Below are 22,671 nucleotides of genomic sequence, written 5' to 3' on the forward strand. Positions count from 1 at the left end.
CACCTTAGTACACTACAATTTTGTGAGGGAACACCTTGTTAGTTTGGCTATCTCTAGATACATGGTTAATTTTGTCGTTATCCATCGGCTATTTGGTTTTACTCTTTTTTATTGCCTTTTGGGCACAAAAGAAACACAAAAGCTGGAAAAATAAATCGTGGATTTATAGCCTATCACTTGGTGTGAGTTGCTCTAGTTGGGCGTTTTACGGAACCATAAGTCAGGCAGCAAGTACTGGTCAGTGGATAGCACCTATTTATATTGGCACCATCACCTGTTTCATACTTGGCTGGCCCATATTATTAAAACTACTAAGAGTCAGTAAAAAACTCAACCTAACTTCTGTAGCCGACTTTATCGCCTGTCGTTTTGATAAAGCCCCACAAATTGCTGCCGTCGTCTCTATCATCGCTTTACTCGGCACTCTTCCTTATATCGCCTTGCAATTGAGAGCCGTCAGTCATTCCTTTGATTTGGTCACTGGCAGTTTCCAATCTGGCTCAACCACCACCTTGATGGTGACCGTTGTGCTTATTATTTTTAGTATTCTATTTGGCGCTCGCCACGCAGAGGCAAATAAGCAGAATACAGGCCTACTGGTGGCTATCGCGTTTAGTTCTATCGTAAAGCTTGCCGCTATTTTGTGTGTTGGCCTTTTTGTTACTTTTGGTTTGTTTGATGGTTTTGAGTCTATTTTAAGTCAAGCGCCAAATGTTATTGAACCTTCAACTTCAGACAATAGTTATTTAGTGGTGTCTCAGTTAATGATTGGGTTTTTAACCATCTTTGTTACACCGCAGCTTTACCACATGATTGTCATTGAAAACGACAGCGAAAAGCAGTTAAATTCGGCTCGCTGGGGATACCCGCTTTATCTTATTCTTATTAATATCTTTGTTCTTCCAATCGCTATTGCTGGACTCGTAACCTTTCCTGGTGGTGGCATTAGTGCTGATACCTTCATGCTCACTATCCCCCTTTTCCACCAGCAAGCCTGGATTAGTATTTTTGTTTATATTGGTGGGCTTGCGGCCGCAACAAGTATGGTTATTGTTGCCGCTATTGTATTAAGTACTTTGATCACCACGGAAATTGTTAGCCCGATAATACTTAAACTTCGCTTTCTCACCAGTCGTTACTCCAACCCTACACAGCAGTTATCAGGTGTTCTTTTATTTGTTCGGCGCTTAAGCATTGCTGCAATTTTAGTGTTATCACTTTTGTTTGATTATATCTTTAACCAAAGCAGCGAATTAGCGAGCATTGGGTTATTGAGCTTTGTTTTACTGGCGCAAACTGCACCTGCCGTTTTAAGTGCCTTGTATTGGAAAAACGCCAGCTCTAAAGGCGCGATGTGGGGGCTTATTGTAGGCAGTACGTTATGGACATATTGTCTGCTGCTTCCTACTTTGTGGCCAAACGCAAATTGGGTTAACAATGGCCTATTCAATATTGAATGGCTTAACCCTACCGCTTTGTTTGGGATCACTTCTTTTGACTTCATCAGTCATGGCCTGTTTTTAAGTCTATTGGGCAATAGTGCGGTCTTGTACCTTCATTCTATTTATACAAAACGAAGTTTAGGTGAAAACCTCCAAGCAAATCAGTTTGTCCGTGGGTACTCAAAAGACAAAAACAAACACCACCATGAATATCAAATCACCTTCGCAGACTTAATAGATCTGCTAAATCGTTTTATAGATGAAGACGCAGTAAACCGTCTAAAACAACTTATCCCTAACAATACAAACTTGCAGGGCAAAGCGCCAGCGTATCTGGTTGATTTTACGCAAATGACCTTAGCCTCCGTTTTAGGTAGTGCCTCAACAAAACTGGTTATGTCGGCCGTTAGTGAAGCTGACGACACTCGTGGTGAAACCCTTGAGCAGGTAGCTAACATAGTAGATGAAGCCAACCAAATTTTTGAGTTTAACCGGGAGCTACTACAAGCCGGGGTGGAAAATATTGAACAAGGTATTAGTGTTGTGGATGCTGACATGAAGCTTGTTGCTTGGAATTCCCGTTACAAAGACTTGTTGGCCTTTCCAGATGGTTATCTAAAATCTGGAATGCACATTGGGGAGCTAATTGAGTTTAATGTTCAACGAAACATGATTTTAGGCGAAGATACTAAGGCGCTAATAGAAAAGCGTCTTGAATACATGCGTCAAGGCAACGACCATTATTATCAACGCACCTTACCATCGGGCATTGTGTTGGAAATTAGAGGTCAGGCGATGCCGGGCGGCGGTTTTGTTAGTACGTTCAGTGACATTACCCGCCATATAGAGTCTGAAAAGGCGCTTCAAAAAGCCAACGAAACACTGGAACAAAGAGTTACAGAGCGAACTCAAGAGCTTGAAATAGCTATTGCCGAAGCAGAAGCCGCAAACTCCAGTAAAACGCGATTTTTGGCAGCAGCGAGCCATGATTTAATGCAGCCATTTAATGCCCTTTCTTTGTTTAACTCTATGCTTCAACATAAAACTCAGCATACTGACTTAGAAGAACTCGCTACTAACATAGACGGTGCATTACAATCCGCGGAAGGTCTATTAAACGACTTAGTTGAAATATCTAAGCTAGACAGTGGCGTTCAAAGAGTGGATTTACAAACCTTTAAGCTCAACGATATTTTAATTCCACTAAATAACGAGTTTTCAGCTTTATCAAAACAAGCTGGTATTGAGTTTAAATTTGTAAAAAGCAGCATTACTGTCACTACAGACAAACAACTATTACGACGGATATTACAAAACTTTTTAGCGAACGCCATACGTTATGCGCCGGCTATCAAAGAGCAGTTTCCAAACCGTCAGGTGAAAATTGTATTTGGCGTAAAGCGAGTGGCCAACAGTGCACGTATAATGATTGTAGATAATGGCCCTGGTATTCCAAAGGGTAAATTACTGACCATATTTAAAGAATTTGAGCGTTTAGATATCAATCAGGAAAGACCAGGATTAGGCTTAGGCCTTGCGATATGCGAAAGAATTTCTGCAATATTAGACTTGCCTATCGAAGTTAAATCTAAATTGCAGCAAGGAGCAAACTTTTCTATTACCCTTCCTATCGCCGAGCCTAATACCTTGCATGAAACAAATGAAGTTAAGTTACCTGAGTTAGCAAAACAGTCCTTTAACGGGCTAACGGCAGCTATCATCGATAATGATCCACTTATCGTCACCGCTCTTTCACAACAATTGACACTTTGGGGTTTTGATGTGATTGCCTCAGGCGATAAAGATAACTTTGTTAACAAAATAAGTGAGCATAAAGATAGCGCAGTTTCGGTAATTATTGCTGACTACCATTTAGATAACGGAGAAACAGGCACAGATACAATTAACGAGCTTAAATCAAGAATTGGATGGCAGGGACTGGCCATTATTTGCTCTGCAGATCCTTCCGATACGTTACGCCAAACTTGCATTGATAACGAGTTTGGCTACATTCGAAAGCCAGTCAAAGCACACGCTTTAAAAAGGTTACTTAAAAGTCAGTTGTTGGAACGCTAAGCCAGCTAGCGTTCTATTGTTCACACCTAGTTTTAATAATATTGCGGACACATGTTTTTTGACTGTGGTTTCTTTTATATCAAGATCGTAAGCAATTTGTTTATTAAGCTGACCATCGGCAATCATGCTTAAAACCTTGTATTGCTGTGGGGTTAACTCTGACAATTGTTTTGCTAATTTTTGCTGTGGCGTTTGTTCGTCTTTATTCACTCTTGGCGGTAAATCTGCGGGTAACCAAGTTTCGCCCTCAAGAACAACATCAATGGCCTGCTGAATGGTGTTTAAGTCTGCTGATTTAGGAATAAAACCCGCTGCACCAAAATCAATGGCTTGATAAATCATTTCAGGATCGTCATCCGAAGAAACCATCACCACAATAAGATCTGGATAGTGATTTTGTAGCATCATTAGTGTTGTGAACCCGTCATTGCCAGGCATATGCAAATCCAAAAACAACAATTCTAATTGTGGGTTACTCTCAACAAGATTTTTTAATTGCGTAACATCTTCTGCTTCTAAAATTAACTGTTGAGCAAAACTGTGCCCTACTGCTTGTTTTAATGCAGCTCTAAAAAGCGGATGGTCATCAGCAATTAAAACTGTCGCATCTTTCATTCACATATCCTTTTCTTAAATAGCAAAAAGCACATTGCCAAAACAATGTGCTTTATTTGTTCCTAGCGCGGCCAATATCACAGACTTAGGATTAAATATCAATAAAACCCAGTAGGTTCATTAAGGCCTTTTTTAGAAACGGTAGCCCACTTTTACATGGATAGTTCTAGGATCGCCATAGTAACTCGCTAGTGTAGTATCACCACCAAGCCCAGGTATCCAGTTGCCCGCTTCGTCTTGCGCAGCAAAGTTGTAACCGCCTATCATGAATTCTTCATCGGTAAGGTTTTTACCATAGATACCACCGTACCAATTTCCTTCTTCACTTTCCCACGTTACGCCTAAATTAAAAGAGCCGTAACCTTCTTGGAATAAGGCATCACTGTCTTCAAATAAACGATAATCATCACGATAGTAATAACCACCATTTACCACAAAGTAGCCTACTTCTGATTCAATTAAGTAATTTGCTGACAAAGCAAATGTATAATCAGGTGTATTAGAAAGGCCCAATAATGGCGTTGCTACCGTTGGATCATCTTCAATTTCACCATCTAATAGACCAACCGCTAAATCAATGGTTAACAAGTCTGTTGCTGCATACGTTATCTCAGCCTCTAAACCCTTCACTGACGAGCCTTTAATATTACCTAGACTCTGATTTAATACAGTTGAGTCCGTTGGATCTGGTGTCACTGTAATATACTGACGGTCTTTATGCTCAATATTGAACAAGGTAATATTCGTTCGTAACTGCTCATTCCAATCACGCTTCATACCAAACTCAATTGAATCAACAATCTCAGGGTTTGCCGCACCTTCTTGACCGCTCGCTCTTGGATTGTATGTGCCTGACTTAAAGCCTTGTGAATAACTAGCAAACAACATGGTTTTATTATCTAGCTGATACTCTACGCCCACTCTTGGTGTGAATTGAGACCAATCATCAGACGCAGGCGCATCTAATGTACCGTCATTGTTCGAATCTGTACCTAATACTTGTGGGAAAGCTAAATTAGGATCTCGTTGATAACCTGGAACCCAATCTGACTCTGGGTAGACATTAAATATCTGTACTCCGTTATTTACGTACGCTTCTTTTTCTTCATTGGTATAACGTGCACCTAAGGTCATTGACAGTTGTTCAGTTACATCAAAGCTTGATTGAACATACGCTGCTTGACTTTCAGAGTTATTGCAACCGGCTACTTCACGTGTAAAACCGGTTGCAATACCAGGAAACAAACTTCTGCCTAAATGGCCCAATACTGCGTCAAACACACCACATGACTCAGCATCATATAAATACAAACCACCTACAACTGAATAACCATCGCCTGAATAAGTCGCTTGCAACTCATGGCTGGTATTTTCATCATCATAAATAGCCGGAACATCAAAAATATCTACTGCGGTATTATCAAAGTCGATATTTGTAGAAGAGTAACTCTCGCGTTTAGCAGAAATAAACTTAAGGGCTAATTCTTCATTTACATTCCAGTCTACCGTAAGGCTAATGCCATCGGTTTCAACTAGGTTATCAGTCGGTAAACTTGAATAAGAATCAAATACGCTATCTGGCACTGGTGCATCAGTAACAATACTAGGCAACAAGCGGTAGCCACCTTTGGCATTTGATGTGTCTTTTGTTTTATCCCACCCTAAACGCACAAACAAATCCGTCGTTGGACGATACTCGAGCGTTAAACGAGTTGCTGATATGTCTTTGTTGTAATTCTCTGTATCTTGTTCGCCAAGGTTATCTGCAATTTTAAGGAATTCACCAAACCCATCACGTTTAAACATACCATGACCAAAACCTAGATATAATTTGTCATCGATAAGAGGGATTTGACCCGTCACTTTTAGATCGGTCTGGCTGTAAGAGCCAAATGCGCCTTCAATATTAAATTCAGTATCACCACTCATTGGCTTAGAAACATATTTAACCGCGCCGCCAATGGTATTTTTGCCATAAAGCGTTCCTTGTGGACCACGAAGAACTTCTATGCGTTCAACATCCATCAAGTCTAAAACCGCACCCTGAGGACGAGCGATATAAACATCATCAACATAAATACCAACCCCAGGCTCATATCCCCAAAGCGGATCTTGTTGGCCAACACCGCGAATAAACGCCGTTAATGTTGAGTTAGTACCGCGACTTGCTTGAAGAGTCGTATTTGGCGAGAACTGTTGGATTTCAGTCATTACGGTGATGCCGCTCTCGACTAAGTCTTGCTCACTAACAGACGTAACTGAAACCGGTACTTCCTGCAGATTCTCTACGGTTTTACGTGCCGTCACTTGAATAACTTCGAGACCTTTTTTCTTAGCTTTGCTTTCTTGCTCTTCTGCAAAAGATGGCGCTGCTGATAATGCCGATGCCACAGCAAGCGCAATAACTGTAATATTCATTGCTTTAGTTTTCATATAGTTACCCTGTAATTCTTATTTTTATAATTTGACTCAATCACAATAACGCACTTAAAAGGAAATTTAATTTGTACCTTAGTAGTATACGAAGTCCGTTATTCCCTCTTCTTCTAGAACCATGTATCCATAACAATGGATGCAACACCTCGTTTAGTTGGTAAGTAAAACGCTGGTAATGACGGTTCGCTTTCTTCAAGCGTTACTGGAATGCCGTGGCCTAACTGTGAATAGGAGTACAATGAAATGGCGTTTTTGTTTTTACCTGTTTGCCAGGTTGTTTGAGTTATGCCGGAAGTCGGTTTGCTTGCTTGAGATTTAACAGGACTTGCCCCGACAATGGCCGCGTATTGCTCTGCCATTTGTTGTGAATTTTTTGCGTTTACAATAACGTCATTATCGCCAGTAAAGATTAGTAACGACGGCCACTGCTCATTCGACTTTTTAGTAAATGGTTTGGCGAGCTCCGATACCGACATCGAAGAACCGCTTTTCATACATGCAATTGCTTGGATAAGGTTGTTCGCACAGGGATAAGGGATGCCCGCAACTATTGCTGCGCCGTCAAATAAATCAGGTTTTTGCAACAATACGGCACTCGCCATAGCACCACCGGCCGATAGCCCTACTAAATAAGTGGGTACGTCAGGGTACTTATTTTGTGCCTTAGTTATAAAGTGTTCAATTGACGCTAGCTCACCACTATCGGATTTGTTGTCCTGTTCGGAAAACCAGTTAAAACAAGCTTGTACGTTATTGTTTTTATTTTGCTCAATATTCAAAATAGCCACAGAACGCTTTTTTGATTCATCTAAGAACCCGCTATTCTGAGCAAAGCTCTTTGAATCTTGGCCACAGCCGTGCAACAAAACAACAATACCTTTGGGTGCATTTAACTGACCTGTTATTGACGCTGCCAGTTCGCCAGGGTTGTTTTCAATACTCATCTCAGTTGCTAAAGCTGCAGTAGTTAAGCAACCAAAAGTCATGACTAGATAAGCTATATTCCTAAATTTCATGTTTATTCCTTCATAATAATGATGCACTGAGTTCACTTGATCACCAGCCTATCTGCAATGCTACTTTAGTACTACGTACCTATGTTGGAATTGATAATTCACAAATTGTAATATTAATGCCAGAATACAACGAATAATAAAAATACAATTTAAGGTAACATTTTGAGCATTCAGTTTTTGGCCAAACAACCTATTCTAGATAAAGCCTCTGAAGTAATAGGTTATGAGTTGTTATACCGAGACTCGGAGGAGAATGCATTTCCTCCCGGCTTAACAGATGAACAAGCCTCCGCCAGAATGTTTTATGAAACCGCCTTGTTCCACGGCATCAACAATGTCACTGAGCAACGTAAAGCCTTTGTAAACCTATGTGATAAAAGTGTTTTAAAACAATTACCTAATTTAATTCCGCGAGAAAATTTGATCGTGGAAATTGTCGAAAGAAGCTTAATAGATAATGAAACAATAGAAGCCATTGCAGACCTCCACCAACAAGGTTACGTTTTTGCTCTTGATGACTATGATTTTGATGAAAAATGGGCTGGCTTAGCTTCTTATGTATCCTATGTGAAGTTTGATATACCTGAAGACAATGCATTAATTGCACCCACTGTAGCAAGAATCAAAGCGACATTCCCAAATGTAAAGCTTGTTGCTGAACGAATAGAAACTAAGATACAAGCAGATTTTGCGTTTGAATGCGGCGTTGATTACCTGCAAGGCTATTACTTTGCCCGTCCCGTTATTATGAAATTTAATAACATCGACCCATCAAAAACTGTAGCAATGGAGTTGGTGAGTTGCTTAACTCAAGGGTTATTGGACTTTGACAAGGTGTCAAAAATACTGAGTCGTGATATAAGTCTTACCGCCCGTGTAATAAAGCTTGCTAACGTTTCACTTGCATTCAGAAATCTAAATATATCAAGTATTAATAAAGCCGTTGTATATTTAGGCGAAGATACAATGCGAAAGTTTATTTCCGTAGTTGCGGTAACCAAACTAGCCAGTGATAAGCCGGACGAAATCGTCTTATTAGGTCTTCGAAGAGCCTTGTTTATACAAAACCTACCCACGCTCATTGGTCAAAAACCAACACCTACCGGCTTTCTTGTGGGTTTGCTATCAGTGTTAGATGCCATCTTAGATTGCACCATCGAAGATGTAATAGAGAAATTACAACTTCAAGAAAAGATGGCAAACAGCATGTTACACTATGAAGGTCAATATGGCTGTGCACTAGAACTTGTAAAACATGTTGAAAAAGCCGAGTGGAAAGAAGTAACGTTATTATTAAAAAATAAATTCCCTGATCAGTCTTTTGACATTGATGGCCTTTATGTGGATGTATATAAAGAAGCGCGAGACTTATTAAGCTAAGTCTTTTTTTGTTCTGCAATTAAAGCCAATTTTTGTTTACGAGTTAGACGCTTAATTTGATATTCACGAACAGAAGCACTGCTTCGAGAGTCTGACGTTTCATTGTAAATAAGCGCTACTGGGGTTCGATTGCGCGTATATTTAGCCCCTTTTCCAGTATTGTGCTGAACTACCCGCCTAGCACAGTCCGTGGTAATTCCTGTGTAAAGGGTGTCGTCAGCGCACCTTAATATATAAACAAACCAACTCATTATGCTTTTACTGCCTTATTCTTATACATCTTGATTGCTAAAATCACGGTTTTCAGGTAGTCTTCAGCGCCTTTTGCCGTGAGCAAATCCTAATTTTCTTAAAGTGAGTGTTAATGCAATTTACCGACCTAGGTCTTTCCGACGCATTGTTGAGTGCGATCAACGATCAGGGCTATACTAGCCCTTCTCCTATTCAAGCCCAAGCAATTCCTGCAGTTTTAGAAGGCCAAGATGTAATGGCCGCTGCACAAACGGGTACCGGCAAGACTGCAGGCTTTACACTCCCTTTATTAGAGCGATTATCCAAAGGTCCACGTGCAAAATCAAATCAAGTTCGTGCGCTTGTTCTAACACCAACGCGTGAACTCGCTGCCCAAGTAGCCGCTAGTGTAGAAACCTATGGTAAGAACCTACCGCTTCGTTCTGCCGTTGTTTTTGGTGGCGTAAAAATCAATCCTCAAATGATTGCGTTACGTAAAGGTGTCGATATTCTTATCGCAACACCAGGACGCTTAATGGACTTATACAGCCAAAACGCGGTTAAGTTTGATCAATTAGAAGTGCTTGTACTAGATGAAGCTGACCGTATGTTAGATATGGGCTTTATTCACGATATCAAAAAGATCTTGCGATTATTACCAATTAAACGTCAAAACTTAATGTTTTCAGCAACGTTTTCTGATGACATTAAAGACTTAGCACAAGGGCTAATGAACAACCCAGTTCATATCTCTGTTTCCCCTGCTAATTCAACAACAACAAGTGTTGAACAAACTCTGTATAGCGTAGATCAAAGCTTTAAAGCAAGACTGTTGATTAAGTTAATTAAAAAGAATGACTGGCAACAAGTTCTGGTTTTCTCTCGCACTAAACATGGTGCTAATAGGCTTGCTAAAAATCTAGACTCAAAAGGTATTACTGCAGCGGCTATTCATGGCAATAAGAGTCAAGCAGCTCGTACTAAAGCGCTAGCAAATTTTAAAGACAAATCTATCCGAGTTTTAGTGGCAACTGATATTGCTGCACGTGGCTTAGACATTGAGCAATTACCACAGGTTGTAAACTACGACCTACCACAAGTTGCTGAAGACTATGTACACCGTATTGGTCGTACAGGTCGTGCAGGCGCTGAAGGTAAAGCTGTTTCATTAGTTTCTGCTGATGAGTTCAAGAGCTTAACGGACATTGAACAACTTATCCAAAAGCACATTGAACGCTCTATCGATGAAGATTTTGTTCCTCAAATGACCTTACCGCCGGCCAAAGAGATTCGAGCTCCTAAAAAGAAAAAGCCGAAAAAGAATAAGTCATTACGAGACGATGATGCGCAAGATAAAAAGCCGCAACGTCGAAGCAACAGCTCAGGTAATAACGACAACAGAAACAGCGGTTCAAAAGGTAACTCACATAACCGTTCAGGCGCAAAGCCAAATGGTAAGCCTGGTTCACGTTCTGGTGCTAAACCAACCGGTAAGCCTAATAGTCGTCCTGGCAACAAGCCGGCTCGAAAGCCAGCAAATCGAAATACTAATAATAACGGTTAAGCTGTAAGCTAAAGTTTATAAGTTAAACGTTAAGTTTGTATTTGCATTGATATAGATCAGTAAATTTTTATCTATATTTTTGTCTGATGAATAGTTAAGGGTTACACTTAAATAAATGCTTTAATGGAGCTGTTTAAGTGCATAACCCTTTAATTTTAGAAATGATTTACCTTCTCCTCGCGGCCGTATTTATGGTGCCGCTATGTCAGGCCATAGGTCTTGGTGCCGTACCTGGCTTTTTATTGGCCGGCATACTAATTGGTCCCTCCGTTTTAGGTTTAATATCAGACGTTGCGCATATTGCCCATATTTCAGAATTTGGTGTGGTTTTGTTGCTATTTGTTATTGGCATGGAAATGAAACCCTCGTTTTTATGGAAAATTAAGCGTCTTGTCTTTGGCTTGGGCTCACTGCAAGTGTTACTAACAAGCTTAATTATCATTCTAATAAGTCACTTCTTACTAGGTTTAGATTGGCCAGCGGCGATAATAATTGGCTGCGCTCTATCGCTTTCTTCTACAGCTTTTGTGCTACAAATACTGACTCAACAAAAGTCACTCAACACTGAATTTGGTCGCTCTTCCGTCGCGGTATTACTCATGCAAGATTTAGCCGTGGTGCCGTTACTAGCCCTAATTCCTTTATTGTCTGAATCTACTGGGGTAAGCCACAGCATAGGTTATGCGGTGCTTCAGTCAGTTGGCATTATTGTAGCCGTCATCATGGTGGGCAAATACCTGTTAAACCCTCTTTTATATCGAGTTGCTAAGTCAGCTAATGCTGAAGTATTTACGGCTACGGCTGTGCTTATAGTGTTAGGTACCGCTTATTTAACTGAGATTGCTGGGCTTTCAATGGCAATGGGCGCATTTTTAGCGGGTCTGCTTATTTCTGATTCTGCTTATCGTCATCAAATTAAAGCTGAAGTACAACCCTTTAGAGGTTTATTGTTAGGTGCGTTTTTCATTTCTATGGGGATGTCTTTAAATATACCTGTTTTACTAGAGTCGCCGGTACTTGTTATTTCATTGATGCTTTTAACCGTGGCTATTAAAACATCGGTTCTTACACTATTAGCAAAATCATTTGGACATAGTTGGCAAAAATCAGCGGCCGTTGGTTTTCTACTCGGTCAAAGTGGTGAATTTGCCCTTGTCTTACTTTCCTTAGCATTTGCTGCTGACTTGTTGACTGCTTATCAGTTTAATATTGCTATGCTGGTGGTTTTAGTCAGCATGTTAATTACGCCACTACTGGCTATTATTGCCAATAAATTTAATAACCAACAACAAGAGCTAAGCCCTTCAGAAGCTGAGATTCCAGAATGCGCAGTAGTGTTAGCTGGCTTTGGCCGCGTTGGTCGCAGTATAGGAGCAATCCTTGAAACAGCTGGCGTCAGTTATGTCGCGTTTGACCGTTCAAGTGAGATAGTAAAAAAATATCAAGATAATTACCCAGTGTTTTATGGTGATGTCACGCAATCTCATTTACTCAACTCCGCCGGCATACATCACGCTAAATTGGCTATAATTACCTTAAACGATACCCATGCGGCTTTAGAGTTGGTTGAATCTTTAAGACATCGTTTTCCAGATCTAAACATCATAGCGCGAGCCCACAACAGTGATAATTGTTTGGAACTGCTGCAACATGGAGCAAACGATGTGGTATCTGAGAATGTAGAGGCTAGTTTGGAATTAACAGAGCTCGCTTTAAAAGCGAATCACGTTGATGACTCTGATATTCAGGAGTTATTATCCGCTTTTCGATTAAATTACTATAATAAAATTAGAAATATGACCGATAACCTATAAGGAGCATTTTTTATGCTCTTTTCATTGAGGGCGTAGTTAACATGTTGTATTCGGTTCGAAATAAGTACAGTCTAGTTTATCCAATAATTTGCATCATTTTACTGCTTATTGTCAGTGGTTGCGGTTCAAGTGATAGCACGTCAACTGATGGCGAGGTATCTAACGACACCTTTGCCGTGCAAGTGAGCCCTGCATCAATAACACTTGTTGCTGGACAAGAGATTGAACTTACTTATGTTGTAACAAATTCGGATGGTATTGCAGTTGTTGCCTCTATCAACACTCAGCCAGATTTAGGTGAAGTTACGATTGATGAAGACGCCCAAGCTATTCTATTTTCTGCCGGCGATGAAATCGGCTCTGGGCAATTTGAAATCGTATTTTCAAGCAATAGTATTTCGGAGTCCATTGCAGTTTCATATCAAATTACCGCGTCTGACTCTTCTGAAGACGATAATGACGGCGGCAATGATGGTGATAGCGATGGCGAAGAGGATACAACCGACTACAAAGTAACTTGGCCGACGGATTACATCACTCTTTTTGAAGATGAAGTTGTAACTATTAATCTCAACAGAAACTACGAGTTAAATGGTGACGTCTTAGAGAATTTCTATTTAAACGCCGCAAATTTAAATGGCCAACTGTCACAAGACAGCAGCCAATACCTCATATCTGCTGATCCAGCAGAGGAAGATACATATGGAGAGCTATTAGCCGTAAGTGAAATAGATGGAGTTATTAATGAGCAGCCAATTCAGATCATTTATTATAATAAGAATAGAGACTTAGAAACGGTAGAGCCACCTGTAATCGCGCTCATTGAACCAGTTATAGAATTAAACCTTTACCAGTCAAGTACAATCAACTTCGATATTTACGATCCTGACTCCGATAGAATTTCTTATCGAGTGATATCGGCTCCTTCAGCAGTAACAACTCATGTAAATAAAGCTCTATATGGATATGAACTTACTGTCTCGCTGAATCAAAACCTTGAGGGTGATTCCGAAACCGTTACTCTTGAAGTGAGTGACGGCCATTTGACTGATCAAATTGATATTCTGTTGACTCAAAGTAACACACCTGCTGATGAAAATGATGCCCCCGTGCTGTCAATTGAAGAAAATGTAACATTGAGCTTAATTAAAAAGCTGACGGGATTAGAGTCGGATAAAATTGCGCAATTTGCCTATGTTTTAACAGATAACAACAAGGAGTTTGTTGATTTAACATTCTCAAGCACCACTGACGACTTCACTATCACCAATAACCCACCTTATTTTTCAGTATTTTCAGATGACGTATCAGAACTGCAGTATGAACAAGTTACAATTTCGGCCAATGATGCAGGTTATGAATCTAAATTAACTTTTCATTTATATATAAAAGATAATTTCACCAGCTTTTTAGGTGGCAACCCAAACTTGGCGCCTCTAATTGAAGTACCATTATTGTCGCCATTGCTAGAAAGTAAAACAATGTCTTTTGATGTGGTCATTGAAGACTTTGAAGACCACCCATACTCAATCGCTGTTGTGGCGGATGAGAGCATATTAACATCAGAGATTAGTGGCGACCAAGTCTCTATTACTGCAGCCCTACTTGCCCAACCAGATGATTTAAATACTGAATTTGATATTGTTGTTACTGACGTATTTGGCAGTGAAAGAGTTGAAACCGTTTCACTTACTATCTACAAAAATACGCCGCCGGCCATTACCGCTGATGCAACAGCACTAGATATTGTTGAAACGGGCCAAGTGCAAGTTGCAGTGTCGGTTGAAGATATTGATGAAGGTAGTTTAGAGCCTCAATTGATTTATGACTCTAGCAAAATGACAGCAGAGTATTCCGATGGTTTATTAACAATAGAAGCCTTTGATCTAGACGAACCGTTTACTGACAGTTTCATCATTCGTGCAGTAGATGAGTTTGGTGCGGTTTCGGAATTAGAGCTGCCATTGATCATTAGGATAGATAACTCAGCTCCACAAATCACCCTAAGTCAATCTACAATTGAAATTGCACCTGGCCAGTCAGAGTCACTGTTGGTGAATTATTTTGATCCCGACGGAACGGAGTTGGAAATCACTCGCTACACAAACAATAGTTTATTAACGGAAAGTTACGACCAAAACACAGGTATATTAACTCTGAGTCTGGATGCTAGTGCAACTTTCCAACAAACGATGACCTTAGTTACCACAGCGTCAGATGGCTTCATAACGGTATCAGAAACCATTACCGTAATTGTTCCTGTTGCGCCCTCTCCACCTGAACTAACCATTAACGCCTTCGTTCCCGAAGTTGACGAGGATGAAACTCTCATCATTAATTTTATAACTGACGATCAGAATGGCGATAACGTAATGGTCAGCGTTCAAGATGGTGGAACATCAAACTTTTTAAGCCTAAATGTCACCGTTTTTGATAATTATTTGCAAATTGTGGTGCCAGATAATGTCACTTCTATTACCAACTATGCAATTGAAGTCATTGCCACCGACGATAGCACGAGTAATCTGAGCGTGAGCGAAACGATTCAGTTTAATGTCATGCCTGTAAATGATCCTCCTACCTTAGGCCTGGTTTCTAACAGCATTGAACTGACGAACGACTACATAACTCGGATTAATCTGAATATTAGTGATGTAGATAATGATGCTGCAGACTTCACGGTAGAGTTGCTAGCTAATAATGGAAACGCTATTCCAAATACTCTTGAAATTGCAGGACTAGATGTAAACTCTCTGCAATTAAAAGCAGCATACAAAGGCATCAGCATGGTCAATCAACCTTTAAAGCTTCGCGTATTTGATGGCCAGACATATGCCGAAGAAACCTTACTTGTCACCGCTTTATTACAAAACAATGCCCCCATATTTGGCGACTCAGTAGACTCAGCTCAAGTGCTAGAGGACTATACCGACCAATTTGATATACAAATAACCGATGAAGACACACCGACAGATGGTGATGTTGCTTCAATCAAGGAAATCAACATTGGCAACGTATCAGGTGCAAACCCAGTAAGTACAACTGTAGTGGATGGCATTACAGTTAATACACAAATAGGGGTTGGCGTTTCCGTTACACAAATTGAACAATTTGTTTCCAATAACAGGATACATATTGCAACGGCAGCAGGCACCGGTGGCTCTACGGTTCTGCTCTCTGTAATCGCGACTGATGGTTTTGTAGATATTGCTCATGACATCCGACTAAAAATTGTAGCGCCTTAAGTAATTACAGGGCTAATTAAAAGCTTGCACAAGCCTCTAAATAAAAGTTAAATAAGCTTATATTTTATTGGCTTGGAGCCCTCATGAGCGAAGAAGCGCATTACCCACTCACTGACTTTATTACCTTTCCAGAACAACAAATGCTGGCAAGATCAGAAGAGTATTTAGACGAGATAAAACGACGTCATAGTATTAGAAAGTTCAGTGATAAAGCGGTACCAAAAGAAATCATAGAGAACTGTATTAAAGCGGCAGGTACCGCACCAAGTGGCGCAAACCATCAGCCTTGGCACTTTGTTGCACTTAATAACGCTGACATTAAAAGGCAAGTAAGAGAACAAGCAGAAATACATGAACAAGGCTTTTATGAAGGCAGAGCTGGTGACGAATGGTTAGAAGCATTAAAACCTTTAGGTACTGATGCTAACAAGCCATTTTTAGAACATGCCCCTTGGTTAATCGCTGTCTTTTCGCAAAAAAAAGGCGGTATTAAGCCCGGTGATCAGAACACAAATTACTATGTGCATGAATCCGTTGGTCTCGCCACTGGTTTCTTAATTAATGCCTTGCACCATAGCGGCCTAGCAACTCTCACTCATACCCCGAAACCAATGCAATTCCTCACTAAGATATGTCAGCGTCCAGACAATGAGAGGCCATTTATGTTACTTGTTGTTGGTTATCCAGCTGAAGACGCAACGATTCCGCATCATGCTACCGTTAAAAAGTCACTAGAAAGCATAGCAACATTTTTATAGTCAGGATTAACAATGAAATATAATAAATTGGGTAGCAGCGACATAAAAGTGTCTGAAGTTTGTTTAGGCTCAATGACATGGGGAGTTCAAAACAACCAGTCCGACGCAAATCAACAAATTGAACAAGCCATGTCTAGAGGCGTTAACTTCATTGATACGGCAGAGTTATACCCTGTACCGCCTACGGGCGAAAAGTACGGTGATACAGAGCAAATCATCGGCAACTACGTAAGTGCCAATAAAAAGAAGCGCAATGACATTGTATTAGCCACGAAAATAGCGGGAAATGGTTTACCTTGGATCCGCAAATCTGCAGATATTGATGGTGACGCTATTATTAAGTCGGTAGATGCTTCACTGAAGAGATTACAAACAGATTACATCGACTTATACCAACTTCATTGGCCAAATAGAACGTCACCTCACTTTTCTAAACACCGCCCTAATGCCGTTAAGTTTTCTGACGTTGATAAAGATAAACAAGTTAGTAATATGTTAACTATATTACAAGCACTCAATGACTGTGTTAAAGCCGGTAAAATAAGACACTGCGGGCTATCTGACGATACTACTTGGGGAATCAACCAGTATATAAAACTAAGTGAAAAGTACGCTTTACCTAAAATGGTTTCCATTCAAAATGAGTTTAGTTTGTTACACGCCAAAGATTGGCCTTATTTAATTGAAAACTGTATTCATGAAGATATTGCTTATTTACCGTGGTCGCCACTTGCAGGCGGAGCATTATCCGGTAAGTACTTAAACAATATGAGGCCTGAGGGAAGTCGATGGACATTAACACAACGTAATGGCCTTTTTAGAGACACACCAAATAGTCAACTTGCTATTGCCGAATATAAATTAATTGCGCAGCAGTTTAATTTAACACCCAGTCAACTGGCACTTGCTTGGTGTAAACAAATAGACGGTGTTACCTCCACAATTATTGGCGCAACAACGTTGCAACAATTAGATGAAAACATTGACGCTTTTAACGTTGAGCTTCCTGAAGAAGCATTGGTGAAAATTGATTCAGCTTTTCAACAATTCCCGGCTCCATTCTAAAAAATAGTCGCAAGTTTATTCAATATGAACTTGCGACCGCTAATCCATAGCCAATACTCTAATGTCATTAAACGTTTAGCCTTTTAAATAAAAAGAATAAATGAGAAGTTTTTCAACCGCTTAGCAACCACAACCAAATAAACTAGATAAAAACCCTCCACCTAAGCTTGACCATTAAATGAACAAGTAGTAACCTTAATGTACCACTTGTGGTAGTGGTACACGTAACCCAAGGTGTTTACATGATTACAATTGATATGGACAGCCGCGAACCTATGTTTAGTCAATTAGTTGCCCAAATTAAAAAGGCAATTTTAGATAAAACGATAGGTCCAGGAGATGCGTTGCCTTCAATTAGGCAATTAGCGAACGACCTAGATATTAATGCCAAGACGGTAGCGAAAGCTTACGACCTGCTAGAGCGAGATAATGTTATCGAAAAGAAAGGCTACAGGGGAACGTTTGTCCACCCTAATGCTTATTCTAATAGTCAGTTCGACTTAGAGGATTGGCTTGATGAGCAGTTGGCATCGTTACTAGCAATACTTAAAACCAGTGGAGCGACTGATTCTGAAATTCGTATCGCTTTTAATAAAGTAATGTCTCAACAGATAAAAGGGAAATAATGATGAACCTATCCGACCCAGCAATAGTTTGGTTTTACATTGCCGTTGCACTGCAAATTTCCGTGACGACAGTAATTATTCCATTAAAAATAAAGAGCCAATTTGGCAAATATTTATCTTTCTACACTGAAGAGGACCACCCAGCACTTTACACCTCCTCTTCTAAAGTTATTGACTACGCATTGCGGTTTTATTTATTGATGTCTATTAGCATGGCTGGTGCGAGTTTCTATTTTCTTTATTCGTCATTTACTAATAAACAAGAGCTTTTTAATTGGGATAACCAATCCGGTATTATGGTGTTATTCCTGATGTCTCTATTACCGTTGTTTTTCTTAATCTTTGTTAATAAGCGTTACTTTAAACTTCTCAAAGACCACGCCTCAAAAAAGCGTACGGCGTCATTAACTATAAGACGTTGGCAAGACTTTATCCCTAAGTTTTCCATTGCCCTTCTAATTTTAGGTCACATCCTATTTGTTGCTGTAAATCAGTACTTTCAACTACACCCCTTTGATGGATTTGCGGGCTATGTAAACTACCTTGGAGTGATTTTTCTCGATACAGTTAACGTGGTGGCTATTTCACTCATCATTAAAGGAAAAAATTTATCACAAGTGAAAGGAGAAGATAAAAAGAGAATTTTCCAGGCTCGAGCAATTAAGATTAACGTCACTATTTGGATCGTAGCAATTTACTACTTAGTTATCGCATTGCTTTTAGCAGGGGCTGAACTTAGGGACTATGCGTTGGTCATCCAAAGTCTCTACTTTGTTCTTATCTACGTAATGGTGAACAAACTGTTTGTTAGTTCAAGTGACATAACACCTCCACATTCAACTGCTTAATTAAGAGTTTCAATTAAATAATGATCCAACTCCCGGTAGAGTTTATTGATCTCTACCGGTTTACCAATATGAGCAACAAAACCAGTAGCCATATATTTTGCGACATCCTCGCTCATTACATTGGCAGTTAACGCGACAATCGGCACGCGGTTATCCATTTTCCTTATCTCTACACAAGCTTCAATGCCATCCATAATTGGCATTTGAATATCCATAAATACAATGTCCGGTTTAACCTCATTAAACTTTTCCACAGCTTCCTTACCATCAAAAGCAACAACGATATTGGCAAGTGTAGGCTTCATCATCGCTAAGAACACAGTTTGATTAATTTTATTATCTTCGGCTAACAAAATCGTCTTCCCTTTTAATCTAGGAGTTCCAATTTTAGTTTTCCGTTCAACCGTTAGTTTTTCCATGTCAGTTTGCGCTAAAGGTAACAGTAGTTTAAATGTGGTGCCTTTAGTCAATACACTGTCCACTTTAATTTGTCCGCCCATCAACGAAACCAGCTGGCTCGTAATAGCCATTCCCAAACCAGTACCACCGTACTTTCTAGTTGTACTCTTATCCGCTTGTTCAAATCGAGAAAATAAACTGCCGATGATTGTTTTAGACATACCAATACCTGTATCTCGACATTTTAAGAATAGCTGCTCATTCTCAACTTTTAAATCTATAAAAACACCGCCTTTGTCGGTAAATTTAATCGCATTTGAAAGTAGGTTTAACGCTATTTGTTTAATCCTAACAGGATCACCCAACCACCCTTCTCGATAGCTACTGTCCAACGTTAACTCTATAGATATACCTTTAGATTCAGCTTCTGGTTGTAACTCGGCGATTGTTGACTCCACAAGCTTACTAACATTAATTGGTATGACTTCTATTGCTAATCTACCCGCTTCAATTTTCGAAAAATCCAGTATGTCATTAACAATAGTCAGCAACATTTTTGAAGACAGTATGCCTTTTTCAACTAACTCTTCAGATTCGTAAGGTAGAGACTGTCGTTGTAAAATTTGAAGAGTACCTAAAATTCCATTCATTGGGGTTCGTATTTCATGACTCATGTTTGCTAAGAAATTTCCTTTAGCTTGTTCTGAAACCTCTGCCTTTAATTTTTGCTTTTGTAAATCCAGAAACTGTTGATTTACTGTTGTAGACATATGGTCCATTGCCTTAAAAACACTATCAAACTCTAAAAACTCCGACTCTATATCGCAAACAATATATCGACCACTCTGAATCGAGTTCGCTACCTTTTCTAAGTTTTTTAATGGCTTTCTTAGTCTTTTTGAGAACTTTATCATGTAAAAAATCAGTAAAACAAAGGTTAATAAAATAATGAAAAGCGATGACGCGATGGAGTTGAATACTGACGTTGTATAGTAATTTTTATCATGAACCACTTGAATATCAAGGTTCACTCCGTCTTTTTTAGTGGTAAATGTTGAATAGGTATAAGTTAGATCACTGTCAAAGTGAGTATTACTTTTTGTAAACCAGTTAACACCATTTACTACAACTTTAGTGTTGCTGTAGTTTGTACTTTTATCGTTAATTAATAGGTAATTAGGATTAAGTAGTAAATATAAAATAGCGGTTGTTTGGTAGGGGTCTATCAATGACTCATTTGACTTTCTAAGCGCAATAGAAAGAAACAAACTGCCCTCAGTGCTAGCACTTTCCACATCAATAATTTCTGGCGTATAAAATAGTGCTAATTGAAAGTCAGTATTGTTCCTTTGCATTAATGATTTTGTATAAGGTAACAATGTACTTCTATCAAACTTTAACGCCTCTAACGGAAAGCCTTCAACTACAAACTCTGAGCCGTCACTAATAAATGCGGCGTCAATTAGAGGATTCACATTTACGATTCGTTTTAATTCTCTAAAGGCATATTGTGTATATAAAAGGTTAGTAGGTAACTCAGCTAAAACTTTGTTATCCGCTAAAGAGCTTAAGCCATATATTTGTTTGGCTAGTTCATTTTGCAAGTCTAAAGCAACAGAACTACTATGCTGTTTTACGTCTTCTTTGGCTAAAGAAATACTCTGTTTATAAGACTCCAAACCGAAAATGACAACACATACCGAAATCAAAATTAAAGTAGCGAATGAAAGCTTAAATTGAATTTCTTTAAGTACGCTTTTTTTATTTTGGCTTTTGATTCTATCAGTCATTATCATTCCTAGCAGAACCATGCCCAATAGATTTTTCCGCCACATGCTGCATATACCGAGCCGCGGCTTCTGCATCTAACACGTCCGCTAAATAGCGATTAGTTCCTTTTAGCATTGCCTCCCAAACTATCGCCATACTTTTTTCATTGGGCATAGGCTCAGATTGTTCTAGCTGGGTCATTAATACATCAAAATCGGCATTGCCCTTCGACATGATTTTGGCCAAGGTTTTGCTATTGGTAGGAATACTCTTGAGTGTATCCCATATCATTTCTTGCACCTTTTCCGACTGAAAATAAGTCGCTAACAATCTTAGCTCTTTTTGTTTGGGTCCGTGTAATCCGTTACCGGGAAATGCAAGAACATGTGATGAAAAATACGGTTGCATTTCTTTATCACCTAGCCTAGGTAATAGAGCTAACCCAAGAAAATCGCCTAGGCTTTTTTTGTATTGACCATAAGCCCAAGAGCCATTGATCGAATAAGCTAAGGTGCCTGCCATAAATTGATTTTGAGAACAAACATAGTCACACTCAAGATCAACAATGTTACTAACGCTCAGATTTTTATACCATTTTAACGCTTGAACCATACCTTTCGTATTCAACAAAACCTGGTTATCAACAAAAGGAAACTCGCCAAATGTACCCAAAAATGGGATAAACCAATACATCTCCAAATAACTCCACGCTATAAGGTTTTGGTCTTCGTTAATACTTCCACCTTGCTGTAGTATTTCCGACCAAGTTTGGCCCGCATTAGCAATGATATTTTTATTGTAATACAACAATAAGTGATTACCGTACACAATGGGAATACCTCTACTTTTATTGTCAACAAGTGTTGAGTTAATCGCGGCCTTGCGAATGTCTGCGTTAATTAAATCCTTAGAAATAGTGCTGACATTAATAGAACCTAAACCAGTAAAGTCCGATGGCACAATAACGGCATCGGGTAACTCTTTAATATTGGCTCGTTGGATTAGTTCAGACTTAAGGTCATTGTTTTTAAATGACGCGACTTTGATTTTAATACCCGTTTGAGCAGTAAACTCATCAAAAATTAATGTGAAGTCATAGTTTTCCAAACTATAAGCAAGTGATATTTCTTTTGCGTAAGCACTATTAAGTGAAGCTAGAAACAAAAAAATCGCAAATAGTACAGAGCGTTGGAAGTGTATTAGGATTTTTTTCAAGCGTTGAGCCTCACAAAAACATTGAGACTAAACTATAGGAAATGAATAGGTATTTATCCATTTATAGGCGATAAGGACCCAAAAATATAGTATTAAAACTGGGTGTTAAAACTTGGCATTAAAAATAAAAAGCCACAAACTGTGGCTTTCTCTTAGGTCTATTTAACTATC

The 22,671-nt window shown here is 39.4% G+C and carries 15 protein-coding genes; 9 read left to right on the plus strand and 6 right to left on the minus strand.

Annotated features, from left to right (window positions below):
* Positions 1–35 precede the first annotated feature (35 nt).
* On the plus strand, positions 36–3,518 hold the full coding sequence (locus tag GNP35_RS00965) for a hybrid sensor histidine kinase/response regulator (RefSeq protein WP_155693677.1): 3,483 nt from the start codon (positions 36–38) through the stop codon (positions 3,516–3,518).
* On the opposite strand, the gene GNP35_RS00970 is transcribed toward GNP35_RS00965, so the two are convergent.
* The 3 genes from GNP35_RS00970 to GNP35_RS00980 all read right to left on the minus strand — a co-directional run bounded on the left by GNP35_RS00970 (position 3,489) and on the right by GNP35_RS00980 (position 7,585).
* Positions 3,489–4,133 carry a response regulator gene (locus GNP35_RS00970; RefSeq protein WP_155693679.1) on the minus strand — a complete coding sequence of 215 codons (645 nt, stop codon included), beginning with the start codon at positions 4,131–4,133 and terminating at the stop codon, positions 3,489–3,491. The two genes, GNP35_RS00965 and GNP35_RS00970, sit on opposite strands and share 30 nt — an antisense overlap.
* Positions 4,134–4,265: 132 nt before the next feature.
* Positions 4,266–6,566 carry a TonB-dependent receptor gene (locus GNP35_RS00975; protein WP_155693681.1) on the minus strand — a complete coding sequence of 767 codons (2,301 nt, stop codon included), beginning with the start codon at positions 6,564–6,566 and terminating at the stop codon, positions 4,266–4,268.
* A gap of 113 nt (positions 6,567–6,679) precedes the next feature.
* Positions 6,680–7,585, minus strand: coding sequence for an extracellular catalytic domain type 1 short-chain-length polyhydroxyalkanoate depolymerase (locus GNP35_RS00980; RefSeq protein ID WP_155693683.1), 906 nt, complete (start codon positions 7,583–7,585; stop codon positions 6,680–6,682).
* Positions 7,586–7,747: 162 nt separating this feature from the next.
* Between GNP35_RS00980 and GNP35_RS00985 the strand changes: the two genes are divergently transcribed.
* Positions 7,748–8,965: an EAL and HDOD domain-containing protein gene (locus tag GNP35_RS00985; RefSeq protein ID WP_155693685.1), complete on the plus strand. Its 1,218-nt coding sequence runs from the start codon at positions 7,748–7,750 to the stop codon at positions 8,963–8,965.
* Here the strand turns inward: GNP35_RS00985 and GNP35_RS00990 are convergent.
* Positions 8,962–9,216, minus strand: a complete 255-nt coding sequence (locus GNP35_RS00990) for a GIY-YIG nuclease family protein (protein WP_155693687.1) — start codon at positions 9,214–9,216, stop codon at positions 8,962–8,964. The two genes, GNP35_RS00985 and GNP35_RS00990, sit on opposite strands and share 4 nt — an antisense overlap.
* Positions 9,217–9,329: 113 nt before the next feature.
* Between GNP35_RS00990 and GNP35_RS00995 the strand changes: the two genes are divergently transcribed.
* The 7 genes from GNP35_RS00995 to GNP35_RS01025 all read left to right on the plus strand — a co-directional run bounded on the left by GNP35_RS00995 (position 9,330) and on the right by GNP35_RS01025 (position 19,116).
* Positions 9,330–10,760, plus strand: a complete 1,431-nt coding sequence (locus GNP35_RS00995) for a DEAD/DEAH box helicase (RefSeq protein ID WP_155693689.1) — start codon at positions 9,330–9,332, stop codon at positions 10,758–10,760.
* Between the two features lie 137 nt (positions 10,761–10,897).
* The gene (locus GNP35_RS01000; protein ID WP_155693691.1) at positions 10,898–12,574 is read left to right on the plus strand and encodes a monovalent cation:proton antiporter-2 (CPA2) family protein; all 1,677 of its coding nucleotides are present in this window, start codon (positions 10,898–10,900) and stop codon (positions 12,572–12,574) included.
* 41 nt (positions 12,575–12,615) lie between these two features.
* On the plus strand, positions 12,616–15,819 hold the full coding sequence (locus GNP35_RS01005) for a hypothetical protein (protein WP_155693693.1): 3,204 nt from the start codon (positions 12,616–12,618) through the stop codon (positions 15,817–15,819).
* An 83-nt stretch (positions 15,820–15,902) separates the two neighbouring features.
* Positions 15,903–16,577, plus strand: coding sequence for a nitroreductase family protein (locus GNP35_RS01010; protein ID WP_155693694.1), 675 nt, complete (start codon positions 15,903–15,905; stop codon positions 16,575–16,577).
* A gap of 12 nt (positions 16,578–16,589) precedes the next feature.
* Positions 16,590–17,642, plus strand: a complete 1,053-nt coding sequence (locus GNP35_RS01015; protein WP_155693696.1) for an aldo/keto reductase — start codon at positions 16,590–16,592, stop codon at positions 17,640–17,642.
* A 242-nt stretch (positions 17,643–17,884) separates the two neighbouring features.
* On the plus strand, positions 17,885–18,268 hold the full coding sequence (locus tag GNP35_RS01020; protein ID WP_155693698.1) for a GntR family transcriptional regulator: 384 nt from the start codon (positions 17,885–17,887) through the stop codon (positions 18,266–18,268).
* Positions 18,268–19,116, plus strand: coding sequence for a hypothetical protein (locus tag GNP35_RS01025; RefSeq protein WP_155693700.1), 849 nt, complete (start codon positions 18,268–18,270; stop codon positions 19,114–19,116). Before GNP35_RS01020 ends, GNP35_RS01025 begins: the two co-directional genes overlap by 1 nt.
* Here the strand turns inward: GNP35_RS01025 and GNP35_RS01030 are convergent.
* Positions 19,113–21,305 carry an ATP-binding protein gene (locus GNP35_RS01030; RefSeq protein WP_196492364.1) on the minus strand — a complete coding sequence of 731 codons (2,193 nt, stop codon included), beginning with the start codon at positions 21,303–21,305 and terminating at the stop codon, positions 19,113–19,115. The two genes, GNP35_RS01025 and GNP35_RS01030, sit on opposite strands and share 4 nt — an antisense overlap.
* Positions 21,298–22,500, minus strand: coding sequence for a sugar ABC transporter substrate-binding protein (locus tag GNP35_RS01035; RefSeq protein WP_155693704.1), 1,203 nt, complete (start codon positions 22,498–22,500; stop codon positions 21,298–21,300). Before GNP35_RS01035 ends, GNP35_RS01030 begins: the two co-directional genes overlap by 8 nt.
* Positions 22,501–22,671: the final 171 nt, after the last annotated feature.

It is taken from the genome of Psychrosphaera haliotis (assembly GCF_009728465.1).
Taxonomy (GTDB): domain Bacteria; phylum Pseudomonadota; class Gammaproteobacteria; order Enterobacterales; family Alteromonadaceae; genus Psychrosphaera; species Psychrosphaera haliotis.

What these genes read in the sequence shown, in the direction of transcription:
- GNP35_RS00970 (WP_155693679.1), bottom strand. Translation starts at nt 4,133, where the DNA reads ATGAAAGATGCGACAGTTTTAATTGCTGATGACCATCCGCTTTTTAGA.
- GNP35_RS00975 (WP_155693681.1), bottom strand. Translation starts at nt 6,566, where the DNA reads ATGAAAACTAAAGCAATGAATATTACAGTTATTGCGCTTGCTGTGGCA.
- GNP35_RS00980 (WP_155693683.1), bottom strand. Translation starts at nt 7,585, where the DNA reads ATGAAATTTAGGAATATAGCTTATCTAGTCATGACTTTTGGTTGCTTA.
- GNP35_RS00990 (WP_155693687.1), bottom strand. Translation starts at nt 9,216, where the DNA reads ATGAGTTGGTTTGTTTATATATTAAGGTGCGCTGACGACACCCTTTAC.
- GNP35_RS00995 (WP_155693689.1), top strand. Translation starts at nt 9,330, where the DNA reads ATGCAATTTACCGACCTAGGTCTTTCCGACGCATTGTTGAGTGCGATC.
- GNP35_RS01005 (WP_155693693.1), top strand. Translation starts at nt 12,616, where the DNA reads ATGTTGTATTCGGTTCGAAATAAGTACAGTCTAGTTTATCCAATAATT.
- GNP35_RS01010 (WP_155693694.1), top strand. Translation starts at nt 15,903, where the DNA reads ATGAGCGAAGAAGCGCATTACCCACTCACTGACTTTATTACCTTTCCA.
- GNP35_RS01015 (WP_155693696.1), top strand. Translation starts at nt 16,590, where the DNA reads ATGAAATATAATAAATTGGGTAGCAGCGACATAAAAGTGTCTGAAGTT.
- GNP35_RS01020 (WP_155693698.1), top strand. Translation starts at nt 17,885, where the DNA reads ATGATTACAATTGATATGGACAGCCGCGAACCTATGTTTAGTCAATTA.
- GNP35_RS01025 (WP_155693700.1), top strand. Translation starts at nt 18,268, where the DNA reads ATGATGAACCTATCCGACCCAGCAATAGTTTGGTTTTACATTGCCGTT.
- GNP35_RS01030 (WP_196492364.1), bottom strand. Translation starts at nt 21,305, where the DNA reads ATGACTGATAGAATCAAAAGCCAAAATAAAAAAAGCGTACTTAAAGAA.